Source organism: Rothia endophytica, assembly GCF_928381505.1.
Lineage (GTDB): Bacteria > Actinomycetota > Actinomycetes > Actinomycetales > Micrococcaceae > Rothia > Rothia endophytica_A.
The window spans coordinates 101,950-114,311 of sequence record NZ_CAKMSJ010000009.1 but is presented as its reverse complement, the minus strand read 5'-3'; the positions used below and the strand labels follow the sequence as shown (position 1 = coordinate 114,311).

General features: G+C 59.3%; 9 protein-coding genes and 1 tRNA gene. 7 read left to right on the top strand and 3 right to left on the bottom strand.

Annotation, left to right across the window (positions count from 1 at the left end):
- The coding region (locus L6990_RS10390) for a choice-of-anchor M domain-containing protein (RefSeq protein ID WP_237204054.1) at positions 1-717 on the bottom strand (717 nt) is incomplete at its 3' end.
- Between the two features lie 179 nt (positions 718-896).
- On the opposite strand from L6990_RS10390, the gene L6990_RS10385 reads away from it, so the two are divergent.
- Positions 897-1,904 (top strand): GNAT family N-acetyltransferase, encoded by a 1,008-nt coding sequence (locus L6990_RS10385; protein WP_237204053.1) that lies wholly within the window; start codon positions 897-899, stop codon positions 1,902-1,904.
- 42 nt (positions 1,905-1,946) lie between these two features.
- On the opposite strand, the gene L6990_RS10380 is transcribed toward L6990_RS10385, so the two are convergent.
- Together L6990_RS10380 and L6990_RS10375 are read right to left on the bottom strand one after the other, a co-directional pair.
- Positions 1,947-2,792, bottom strand: a complete 846-nt coding sequence (locus L6990_RS10380) for an alpha/beta hydrolase (RefSeq protein WP_237204052.1) — start codon at positions 2,790-2,792, stop codon at positions 1,947-1,949.
- A 295-nt stretch (positions 2,793-3,087) separates the two neighbouring features.
- A tRNA-Arg gene (locus L6990_RS10375) sits at positions 3,088-3,161 on the bottom strand.
- Between the two features lie 107 nt (positions 3,162-3,268).
- Here L6990_RS10375 and argS point away from each other — a divergent pair.
- The 6 genes from argS to prfA all read left to right on the top strand — a co-directional run bounded on the left by argS (position 3,269) and on the right by prfA (position 12,362).
- Positions 3,269-4,930, top strand: coding sequence for an arginine--tRNA ligase (gene argS, locus L6990_RS10370; protein ID WP_237204051.1), 1,662 nt, complete (start codon positions 3,269-3,271; stop codon positions 4,928-4,930).
- Between the two features lies 1 nt (position 4,931).
- Positions 4,932-6,416, top strand: a complete 1,485-nt coding sequence (locus L6990_RS10365; protein WP_237204050.1) for a diaminopimelate decarboxylase family protein — start codon at positions 4,932-4,934, stop codon at positions 6,414-6,416.
- Positions 6,417-6,445: 29 nt separating this feature from the next.
- Positions 6,446-7,738: a homoserine dehydrogenase gene (locus L6990_RS10360; protein WP_237204049.1), complete on the top strand. Its 1,293-nt coding sequence runs from the start codon at positions 6,446-6,448 to the stop codon at positions 7,736-7,738.
- Positions 7,739-7,771: 33 nt separating this feature from the next.
- Positions 7,772-8,776: a homoserine kinase gene (gene thrB, locus L6990_RS10355; RefSeq protein ID WP_237204048.1), complete on the top strand. Its 1,005-nt coding sequence runs from the start codon at positions 7,772-7,774 to the stop codon at positions 8,774-8,776.
- 304 nt (positions 8,777-9,080) lie between these two features.
- The gene (gene rho, locus L6990_RS10350; RefSeq protein ID WP_237204047.1) at positions 9,081-11,177 is read left to right on the top strand and encodes a transcription termination factor Rho; all 2,097 of its coding nucleotides are present in this window, start codon (positions 9,081-9,083) and stop codon (positions 11,175-11,177) included.
- A 105-nt stretch (positions 11,178-11,282) separates the two neighbouring features.
- Positions 11,283-12,362, top strand: a complete 1,080-nt coding sequence (prfA, locus tag L6990_RS10345) for a peptide chain release factor 1 (protein WP_237204046.1) — start codon at positions 11,283-11,285, stop codon at positions 12,360-12,362.

The following is a 12,362-nucleotide window of genomic DNA, read 5'->3' as shown; positions in this document are numbered from 1 at the left end:
GGGGGTGGGGGGGGGGGCGTCGGGGGGGAGTAGGGGGATTGGAGCCTGGTCGGGCCGGGTATCTTCCTCGTGTTTTTCGACCCGGAACATCTCGGTAAAGGGCTGGGAGGCAACCTCAGTGCCGTCCTCCCGCACCCCTACGGCGTAGCCGCTCATGGTGTAGGTGCCCGCCTGCTCAAAGTACCAGTGGGCGTGGGTGTGGCCCAGGATGGGCAGGGTGGTTCCTGCCTCAACATAGTAGCGGCCGTCTTTGAGGAAGGGGGCGGTGGCGTTTTCGTCCTCTTCATTGAGGGGGTCGTTGCCGAAGATGGCGAAGGGTGCCGGGCCTGTTGCTTGGGTGAATTCGATGCGGATTTCTTTGAAGCCGTTGTCGCGGTAGCCGGGGGCATTCCAGCCCGGTTCGAAGTAGTGTTCGGCGTCCCAGCTTGCGGTGTAGTAGCCCTCGGAGGAGTTGCGGTCTAGGCCCGGGAAGGCGTAGTCCTTGCCGTAGGTGGAGGAGTCAATGACGAAGATGACGTCGTTGGGGTCGTAGAGGGTGTTGTGGATGCCGTTGGCTACCTTGACGACGGGTGTGCCGCTGGTGGTGACGACGTAGAAGCCGTCGGTGTGGTCCTTGTAGATTTCGATGCGGTTGTCTGCGGCCTGGGCTAGGGGAAGGCCAAGGAGGCCGAGGACTAGGGCGAGGCAGAGCAGTGTGACCTTTCGGAGGGTGGGCATGGTGGGTCTTTCCTGGAGAGGACGGGACGGGCAGGGGTGGGCCCTGGCCGGAGGAAGGAAGGCGAGCGCCGGATAGGGCTGCCCCAGGCAATAGTAAATGATAATGATTCTTATAATCAACTATCTGGAGTCTGGGTTGGGAGATTTAGAATGATGTCGAGAAAAACCTAAGGAGCATCATGGGTACTTCCTCCAACATCCGCCTACGCCCCTGGGCAGTTACTGACTCTGCCCGTCTTTTTGAGATTTACCGGGCAACCCCTGACCTGGACCGGCAGTTACCGCCTATTGCTACGGTTGAGGATGCTAGCGACTGCTTGGAAAGGCATCTTCTTCCGGCAACGGGTAGGAGCGAATGGGCTATTGAGCTGGACGGGGCGATTGCTGGGTGTGTTTCTGTTGCTTTCATGCGGGATATGGATAGCGTTCATTATGACCGTGGCTGGGTGAGCTATTGGTCCTCCCTCACCCTGCGAGGGCAGGGGGTTACCCGAACTGCCGTCAGGGCTGTCTGTGACTGGGTCCTGGGGCACGGGGTGCCTGCCAGCGTGAGTCTGCCGGGCGGCCGGGAGCTGGATACCGGGCTTCTTGCCGCTGAAGCGTCGCCCGGCCTCCGTCGTCTGGAATTGGGGTATCGGACCAATAATCCGGCTTCGGGAGCTATTGCTAGGTATGCGGGCTTTAGCGTTGAGGGAGTGGAGCGTGAAAAATTCCTGATTCGCGGTGAAGCCATTGATGCCGTGGTGGCGGGGCGGCTGGCAACAGACTCAGGTCTAGCGCAGGCTGGAACACAAGCGGCCGTGCACCACCTAGAACTGTGGACTGCTGATTATTCTGCTGCCTACCCCGGCTGGGACTGGCTCTTGCAGGAGATAGGTTTGCGGGCTGGCAACCGCTGGGAGCAGGGCATGAGCTGGGTGGCTCAGGACGGTAGCTATATCGTCCTTGAAGAGTCCCCTGACACCGTGGGCGGGCTCAACCGTTGTAACCCCGGCATGAATCACCTGGCCCTTAACTGTTCCAGTTTCCCAGCCCTGGAGAAGATTCGCAGCCTTGCGGGGGCCCACGGCTGGCAAGAGCTCTACGCCGAGAAATACCCTCATGCAGGGGGCGAAGGGCATACTGCCCTCTACCTGGTGAACCAGGAGGGCTTTGAGGTTGAGCTAGTGGTCGCTAAAAAGCTTTAGGGCAGGGAACTAAACCCTGGCGGAGTTCTAGTGACATGGTGCCTAGCCGATGCGGCTGAGGGCCCAATCCACCATCGGGGCTAGTACCTCATCCCGGTAGCAGAGAGGGTCGGCATGGTCGGCCCCTTCCGCCAGCACTAGGCGGCTGTCCACGCCCCGGTCGGTGAGGGTGTCAAAAACCCGCTGGGACTGGATGTAGGGTACACAGCCGTCTGCCGTGCCGTGCACAAGGTAGGTGGGGGCAGCATCAGTCCCGGTGCGGTAGTAGTCGATGGGGTGGGCATGAGCCCAATTCACCTCGGCAACACTTCCGGCAGGTGCCGGGTAGGTACTGCCCAGAAGCCGCCACTCGGCTCCGTCATCGTCCTTGTGGGCTAGGGGCTGGCCGCAGAGAGGCCGGTCCTCAAAGATGGTGCGGAGGTCGGACACTCCGTAGATACTAACCGCCGCCGCAACCTCGCTAGAGACTGCCTTATTCTCAGCTCCCTCAAGGTAGGGCTGGTTCAGTCCAGATGTGGCGGCGGCCAGCATGGCCAGGTGACCACCGGCAGATGAACCGGCGACCACAATACGCGCTGGGTTAATCCCAAACCTGTCTGCACCAGCCCTAAAGTAGCGGATGGCTGCCTTCACGTCGTTAATCTGAGCCGGGAAGAGGGCTTCGTGGGAGAGCCTGTAGTTGATGGAGGCCACGGCAAGCCCTGCGGCGGCGAAGGCCTCCCGGAGGTGGTGGGTACCGGTGTCGCTGAAGCTGACTACTGACTTATCCCCAAAGCGCCAGGCCCCACCGTGAATATAGATCAGGAGGGGAGCGGCGGGCGAAGTGGCGGGGTAGAAGTCGTAGCTTTGGGAATTAACCTGGGCCTGGGTGTAGAAGCCGGTTTCCATGCAGACTCCTTCGACATTGAATGGTTCTTTTGGGGCTGTTAGGTCACAAGTATGCCAATCTTTTGGCCCGCTACAGGAGGTTTCCTTGCCTTTTTCTCCTGAAAGGTCAAGAAGTGCGAAGCCTGCTAGGGTGCCTGCTGGGAGGCTCGGCCAGATGGAGGGCCTGATGGGGCATCCTGTGCTGCTCCCCGCAGGGTGGGTTTGTTTGATGCTCTCGGAGGGTGTGTGGGTAGTCCTGCGGGTTCCTAGTGATGGATTGGGGGGCGAGTCCTGCCTGTTTTTGGGCATAAAAAAGTGCCCCTGAAAGGATTCGAACCTTCGACCCCCAGTACCGGAAACTGGTGCTCTAATCCACTGAGCTACAGAGGCAACTGCCCTAACAAGCAGGGCAACACAGAAGAATATAGCAGATGTTGGTGGCATAGTTCTAATCGGGCTAAGTGCGTTGAGGTGGGTATATTCGGTAAACTTGCCCTATGACTCCCGAAGAACTCTCACAAGCCATTGATGGCGTACTCGCAGAAGCCCTAGCCGCCGGTGACCTCACCCTCCAGGAAGGGGCGGCCCTTCCTGCCGTGCGCGTAGAGCGCCCCAAGAACCGTGACCACGGTGACTGGGCTACCAACATCGCCCTGCAAATTTCTAAGAAGGTTGGGCGTAGCCCCCGCGAGGTGGCGCAGGTCCTGGCAGGCCGTATTGGCGAGATTAAGGGTGTATCCAGCGTTGATATCGCTGGCCCCGGCTTCCTCAATATTGTGCTGGATGCCGCTGCTGCCGGTGAGCTTGCTGTGACCATTCTTGAGCAGGGTTCAGCCTTCGGCACCACGGAGGGGCTGTCTGGCAAGACCATTAACCTTGAGTTCGTTTCTGCTAACCCCACCGGCCCTATCCACCTGGGTGGTACTCGCTGGGCAGCTGTTGGCGACTCCCTGGCCCGTATTCTGGAAGCCCAGGGCGCCAAGATTGTGCGTGAATACTACTTCAACGACCACGGCAACCAGATTGACCGCTTCGCTAGGTCTCTGCTGGCTCGTGCCAAGGGTGAGGCAGCTCCTGAGGACGGCTACGGCGGCGAGTACATTACCGACATCGCTAACCGTGTTCTGGCGTCCAACCCCGAGGCGCTGAATGCTGAGGACCCCCAGGAGGTCTTCCGCTCAGTGGGTGTTGAGCTCATGTTCGAGGAAATCAAGCAGTCCTTGCACGAGTTCCACGTAGACTTCGATGTTTACTTCCACGAGAACTCCCTCTTCGAGGACGGCAAGGTTGCCGAGCTGCTAGAGAAGCTCAAAGAATCTGAGAACCTTTACTTCAAGGACGGTGCCTGGTGGCTGAAGTCCACCGATTTCGGTGATGATAAGGACCGCGTGGTCATCAAGTCAGACGGCAACGCTGCCTACATTGCTGGCGATATTGCCTACTTCCAGGACAAGACTAAGCGCGCCGAAAACCCTGCTGACCTCGCCATCTACATGCTGGGTGCTGACCACCACGGCTATGTGGCACGCCTCAAGGCAGCAGCTGCAGCCCTGGGCGATGACCCCGATATGGTGGAGGTCATGATTGGCCAGATGGTTAACCTGGTCAAGGACGGCAAACCCGTGCGTATGTCTAAACGCGCCGGTACCGTAGTCACCATGGAAGACCTGGTCGAGATTGTAGGCGTGGACGCTGCTCGCTACTCGCTGACCCGCTACTCGGTAGATTCCAACATTGACATTGACCTGGACCTGCTAACCAAGCAGTCCAACGAGAACCCGGTCTTCTACGTTCAGTACGCCCATGCCCGCACCTGCGGACTGGCACGCAACGCAGAACTTGCCGGTGTTACCACTGATTCTTACGATGTTGCTCAGCTGAGCACCGAGGCTGATTCAGCGCTGCTGGCAGCTTTGGGTCAGTTCGCCGGTGCCGTCAAAGAAGCAGCTGACTTCCGCGAACCCCACCGCGTTGCCCGCTACCTGGAAACCTTGGCCGGTGCCTACCACCGCTGGTACGGCGTCTCACCTGTGGCTCCCAAGGGTGAAGAAGAGGTCACCGACCTGCATCGCACCCGCCTGCTGCTGAATAACGCAACCCGCCAGGTGCTGGCCAACGGCCTGGGCCTGCTGGGTGTTTCAGCTCCGGAGAAAATGTAATATGGGCGCCGAACCTGCTCTCTTTGCCCCCAGCTGGCTGACCTACCCGCAGCAGCCTGCTGACCTTCCGCGTAGTATCTGGATGCCTTCGTTCAAACGGGCTGAAAGCGGTGAGCTGACCGTCGATGGCACGCCGGTTTCTACCCTGGTCCAAGATTTCCAAACCCCTGCCTACGTTTTTTCAGAAGACACTTTCCGTTCCCGTGCCAGCGAGTTCCGCTCGGCGTTTGAAACCGCTTTTGCGGCGCACGGGGCAGAAGTTTCGGTCTACTATGCCGGTAAATCTTTCCTGACCACCGCCGTAGCAAAGTGGGCACAAGAAGAGGGGCTCTACCTAGACACCGCATCGGGCGGCGAGCTTGCTCTTGCCCAGCGTGCCGGCGTGCCGGGGGAGCGTATCGCCCTGCACGGTAACAACAAATCGGTTGCTGAGATTCGCCGAGCCCTGGACTACGGGGTAGGGCGCATCGTGGCTGACTCGGTCCCCGAGGTTCAGATGATTGCCAGCATCGCCGCAGAGATGGGCCTTGTCGCTCCTGTGATGCTGCGCGTAACCCCCGGCGTCCATGCCTCAACGCATGACTTCATCGCCACCGCGCACGAGGATCAGAAGTTTGGGCAGTCCATGGCAGCGGGCACGGCTCCTTTAGCTGGCCTTACCGTGGCGGAGCTAGATGAACTGGGTATTATCGCTGAAGACGCTTACGCGACCGTGGCTGTTGCTCTGGCCCACCGCGCTGAGAGCATTGATTTACGCGGCTTGCACTGCCACATCGGTTCGCAGATTTTTGAGGCAGATGGCTTTGGTGCCGCTGCCCAGAAGGTGCTGACCTATATGCAGCAGCTCAACGAACGCTTTGGGTTTGTGCTTCCTGAAATCGACCTGGGCGGCGGCTACGGCATCGGTTATACCGAGCAGGACGCCCCGCGCGGCTCCGCTGAAATTGCCACCGAACTTGCAGACATGGTCTCTAAGACTTGCGCCAACGTCGGTATGCCCATACCCCACCTGTCCTTCGAGCCAGGTCGGTCCATTTCTGGCCCCTCCGGTATCACCCTCTACACCGTAGGCACCATCAAGAATGTGGCGATTGAAGACGAGAACGGGGACACCCGCGTGCGTCGCTACGTTTCGGTGGACGGCGGTATGAGCGATAACCCCCGCCCCGTCCTCTACGAGTCCGACTACGCGGTGACCCTGGCTAACAGGGAACCTGTCGGGGAGCAGATTCTGAGCCGCGTGGTGGGTAAGCACTGTGAATCAGGCGATATCGTGATTCGGTACTGCTACCTGCCTGCTGACCTGGCTGCGGGAGACATCTTGGCGGTGCCTGGTACTGGAGCCTACAACCACGTCATGAGCTCTAATTACAACTACCTCACCCGTCCGCCGGTGATTGCTACCTCTGGAGCTAGGGCTCCTCGTGCTATCGTGCGACGTGAAACCGAAGAAGATATGTTGGCCCGTGACCTCGGGCTAGTCTAAGTGTGAAACCAATTTCAGGAGAGAAGCCTATGAGCTCCGTCCCGTCCATTAAAGTTGCCCTACTGGGTGCCGGTAACGTCGGCTCTCAGGTAGCTCGTATGCTCACCGAAGATGCTCAGGTGCTGAGCGATCGCATTGGCGCGCAGATTGAGCTGATTGGTATTGCGGTCCGCGACACCTCAGCTAAACGTCACTACTCTGCTGATCCTTCGCTCTACACCACCGATGCTGAAGCGCTGATTGACGCGGCTGATGTGGTGATTGAGCTGACCGGTGGCATCGAGCCTGCCCGCGAGCGTATCTTGCGCGCTCTGAAGGCAGGTAAGTCGGTTGTCTCGGGTAACAAGGCTCTGCTGGCTAAGCACGGTGTGGAACTCGCTGGTGCTGCCGCTAAGAGCGGTGCGCAGCTGTCCTATGAGGCGGCTGTTGCTGGCGCTATCCCGATTCTGCGCCCCCTGCGTGATTCCTTGGCAGGTGACCGCGTGACCCGCGTGCTGGGCATCATGAACGGTACCACCAACTACATCCTTGACCAGATGCACACCACCGGCGCTCAGTTTGAGGACGCCCTGGCTGAGGCCCAGCGTCTGGGCTACGCCGAGGCTGACCCCACCGCTGATGTTGAGGGGCACGACGCGGCGTCCAAGGCTGCAATTGTCGCCTCCCTGGCTTTCCACTCAGATTTCACTATTGATGATGTTCACTGCGAAGGCATTACCTCCATTACCGCTGATGATGTGCAGGCTGCAGAAGCCGATGGGTATGTCATCAAGCTGCTGGCAGTCTGCGAAAGGGACGGCGATGGGGTCAACATCCGAGTCAACCCTACCCTGGTGCCTGTAGATCACCCGCTTGCAAACGTTCACGGCGCTTTCAATGCTGTCTTTGTGCAGGCTGATAATGCCGGTGAGCTGATGTTCTACGGCCCCGGTGCCGGTGGAGCCCCCACCGCGTCAGCCGTTTTGGGTGACTTTGTTTCCCTCTCCCGCCGCCTGGTGCTGGGTGGCCCTGGCGTTCCCGAATCCTCCTACGCTGATCTGTCGGCTACCGGCATGAGCGCCGTTGTTTGCCGCTACTCGGTGGGTATCGTGGTGGAGGACAAGCTTGGCGTGCTCGCTAACATCGCCCGTATCTTTGCCGAGCACGGTGTCTCAATTGAAACCATGCGTCAGACCAAGAAGCGTGACGGTGAAACCGCGCACGCGATTATTCGTATCGTGACCCACCGGGCTACTGACTCCAACCTGCGCAAAACCATGGCGGTAGTGGACGCTCTTGATACCGTCAACGAGATTACCTCCGTTATCCGCGTTGAAGGCTAAGATTCAGCTACTACTACCAGGAGCACCCTGACGATGAACCTTCCTATGATTGACGGCTCTAACGAACCGGCGCTTTCACCCGATGTCATTCCTGTGGGCTGCACGGTTACTGTGAGGGTACCGGCTTCCTCTGCCAACCTTGGCCCGGGCTATGATTCCTTGGGTCTGGCACTAGCTCACTACGATGACCTGACCGTTACCCGCACAGATTCTGGGCTCACCTTTGAACTGACCGGTGAGGGTGCCGACCAGGTGCCTCAGGATGCTAGCCATTTGGTCGTCAAGGCGATGCAGACAGCCTGGAAGGCAGTGGGGCTGCTGGAGTTACCCGGCCTGCACATTAAGGCTCACAACCGCATCCCGCATTCACGGGGTATGGGCTCTTCTGCGTCCGCAATCGTAGCCGGGGTAACCGCGGCTAACGGTCTGCTGCCTGAAGAGCTGCGCCTGGACGATGATGCTGTACTCCAGATTTGCTCGGGCATGGAAGGTCACCCGGACAACGTGGCCCCCTCCCTGTACGGCAAGCTGGTGGTGTCTTACGGGGACGACGCCGGCTGGCACTCTTTGCCCATCGCAGCTCATGAACGGGTGCTGCCTGTTGTCGCCATTCCTAACTATGAGGTACCTACCAAGATTGCCCGTGGCCTCATCCCTGACACCGTGCCGCACCGCGAAGCGGCAACCAACTCGGGCAGAGCAGCGCTACTTACCCAGGCCGTTTCTACCTACCCGGACTTCCTGCTACCTGCCACCTCTGACCTGCTACACCAGCCCTACCGCGCGGTCGCCATGAAACCCAGTGCAGCACTGGTCTCGGCTCTGCGAGGCCAAGGCTACGCAGCCGTCATCTCGGGCGCCGGCCCCACCGTCATGGTGCTAGCTAATGGCAAGGAAGAACGCGCTAGCGTCCTTGACGCCATTGAAAGACTCACCAGCACACCGGCTATCAGCGAGTATGAAGGCTCACCTATCAGCTGGCGCGTGCTGCCCGTTGATATCGACACAGAAGGTGTTATGCTTACACATGAAGGATAAAGCCTAAGAGCTTTCATGCCCCAGGGCATGAAGCCCTGCTTTCTTCTTACCCACGGTTTAGAGCCGCGTGAAGCCCGTACCTCTACCGTTCCCTAACACTCTCGGACCACCGAAAACCAGTGTTTCTCTGCTCCAAGCGCGCAGCCGTGCGCTTAGCTGAGCAGTCAACGCCCCAGCGATAGCCCCACCAGTGCTGACGAGAGCACCGTGTCTACCGCACCCACGGGGCAAGGGCCAGCCAATCTGAGGCAGCCCGACCTACCCGCCCCGCGAAACCAAACGCATTTCGAAAGAAGGAATCTTCGTGGCAGAAACTACCGACCTCACCGCAGGTACGGAGACCGCAAACGCGGCTGACAATAAAGCTCCCAGCCTGAGCACCCTCAAACTAGCTCAACTCCAGTCCCTCGCCTCACAGCTGGGCATCACCGGCGCTCGCCGTATGCGCAAGTCCGATTTGGTTGAGGCTATTACCTCTCATCAGCGTGGCGGAGCAGTCGCTGATCGTGCCGAAGCACCTGCTAATGAGGAAAAGCCCAAACGCACCCGCAAAACTGCAGCTAAGACTGAAGACGCAAATGCAGAGACTGCGGCAGCAGAAGAGAAGCCCAATCGCACCCGCACCCGTAAGACCTCGGCTAAGTCTGAAGCTACTGCTGAAACTTCAGAGGTTCCCGCTGAGCAAAAGACTGAAGAGACCACAGGTGCCAAGCGGCGCGGCAACCGCCGCGCAAGCAGCGCAGGTGCACCCCAGGCTGAGACCCCCGGCCTGGAAGCTGTAGAAGCAGCGCTGGACGCCGTTGAATCTGAGAAGAACGCCTTAGCCGAGCAAAAGAACCAGAAGTCTGATGAGGTTGACGGCGAAAACGGCACCAAGCGCACCCGCACTCGTAACCGCAACGATCGCCGCCGTGGCCGCCCTGAGAATGAGGCCTCGGGCAACCAGGAAGCGGGCGAAAAGAACGAGACTGCTGCAACCGAATCCTCTGACGACAACGGTGAGAAGTCCGATCGCGAGAACCGCTCAGACCGCGGGGACCGCAAGAACAACCGCCGCGACCGTAACGACCGTTCAGACCGTAACGACCGTTCTTCAAAGAACGACCGCTCAGACCACGATAACCGGTCAGAACGTTCCTCTAACAATGGCCCCGACGAAGACCGCCGCAACGCTCGCAAAAACCGCCGCGACCGCCAGAACGAACGCCGCGACCGTCGAGGCAACCGCCGTGACTTCGATGAGCCTGAGATTACCGAAGATGACGTGCTGGTCCCTGTAGCTGGCGTCCTTGATGTGCTCGATAACTACGCTTTTGTGCGCACCTCCGGCTACCTGCCCGGCACCAACGATGTCTACGTATCCTTGGCCCAGGTCAAGCGCTACGGTATGCGTAAGGGCGACGCCGTGGTCGGTACCATTCGCGCTCCCCGCGAGAACGATAACAGCAGCCGCCAGAAGTTCAACGCCCTGGTGCAGCTGACCAGCATCAACGGTATGACTCCCGAAGAGGCTAAGGGCCGCCGTGAGTTCAATAAGCTCACCCCGCTCTACCCCAACGAGCGTCTGCGTCTGGAAACTGACGCTAAGAAGATTTCAACCCGCGTCATTGACCTTATCGCCCCCATCGGTAAGGGTCAGCGTGGTCTGATTGTTGCACCGCCCAAGGCCGGTAAAACCTTGATGCTGCAGTCCATCGCCAACGCAATCACCACCAATAACCCTGAGGTTCATCTCATGATGGTTCTGGTGGACGAACGCCCCGAAGAAGTCACCGACATGCAGCGTACCGTCAACGGTGAGGTTATTGCCTCAACCTTTGACCGCCCCGCAGATGACCACACCACTGTGGCTGAACTAGCCATTGAGCGTGCCAAGCGTTTGGTGGAACAGGGCCGTGACGTTGTGGTTCTGCTGGACTCCATGACCCGCCTGGGCCGTGCCTACAACCTGGCAGCTCCTGCTTCAGGCCGTATCCTCTCCGGTGGTGTTGATGCCGCTGCGCTCTACCCGCCCAAGCGTTTCTTCGGCGCTGCCCGCAATATTGAAGAGGGTGGCTCACTCACCATTCTGGCTACTGCTCTGGTTGAGACCGGTTCAAAGATGGACGAGGTCATCTTCGAGGAATTTAAGGGCACCGGCAACATGGAACTGCGCCTCTCACGTCAGCTCGCTGACAAGCGTATCTTCCCCGCCATCGACCTGAACGCCTCAAGCACCCGCCGCGAAGAGAACCTGCTTTCGGCTGACGAAATCAAGATTATGTGGCGCCTACGCCGCGTACTGGCTGGCATGGACCCTGAGCAGTCACTCTCTGTCCTGCTCTCCAAGCTGCGCGAGACCGGCTCTAACGTTGAGTTCCTGCTTACCGTTGCCAAGAGCGGCCTGGGCCACTCAGAGTAACCGAGCGATAGCACCACCCCAAATGCGGGGTGGTGCTCAGCCGCTTAACCATCAAATTTTTTGCGCCCGGGCACCGGGCGCCATCAAGATAAAGGCACAAGAGACGTGATTGACTCAATCCAGGGTCTGCTCGATGAGCACACAGACCTGCAGAAGCAACTGGCTGACCCCGCAGTGCACGCTGACCAGGGCAAGGCCCGCAAACTGGGGCGACGCTATGCCGAACTCAACGGTATCGTTGAGGCCCACAAGCGCGTCAATACCCTGCGCGATGATATCGAAGCGGCCCGTGAAATGGCAGCTGAAGATGAAGACTTCGCAGCAGAGGTTAAGGAACTAGAAGCACAGCTACCGGCAGCAGAAGAGAAGCTGCGCCGTCTGCTGATTCCCCGCGACCCGGACGACGGGCGCAACGTCATCCTTGAAGTTAAGGGCGGTGAAGGCGGCGACGAGGCATCCCTCTTTGCTGCTGACCTGCTGCGCATGTACATGCGCTATGCCGAGTCCAAGGGCTGGAAGACCGAAATGATTTCGGCACAGAGCACCGATGTGGGCGGTTACAAGGACGCCCAGGTCGCGATCAAGACTAACTCCACCGACCCGGCAGAGGGCGTGTGGGCTCACCTGAAGTACGAGGGCGGCGTTCACCGCGTCCAGCGCGTTCCCGCGACCGAATCTCAGGGACGTATTCACACCTCAGCTGCTGGTGTGCTGGTCTTCCCCGAGGTCGATGAGCCCGAGGAAATCGAGATCAGCCAGAACGATCTGAAAATCGATGTCTACCGTTCATCAGGCCCCGGTGGCCAGTCGGTGAACACTACCGACTCTGCAGTCCGTATTACCCACCTGCCTACCGGCATCGTGGTTGCAATGCAGAACGAGAAGTCACAGATTCAGAACCGTGAAGCCGCTATGCGCGTGCTGCGCGCCCGCCTGTTGGCGTGGCAGCAGGAGCAGATTGACGCTGAAAACGCTGAAAAGCGTCACTCCCAGGTGCGTACCATGGATCGCTCAGAGCGTATCCGCACCTATAACTTCCCCGAAAACCGCATTGCGGATCACCGCACCGGTTACAAGTCCTACAACCTGGACGCCGTGATTAACGGTGACCTTGAAGCTGTGATCCAGTCCGCCATCGAGATGGACGAGGCAGCCCGCCTAGAGAAGCTGGGCCAGGGAAAGTAA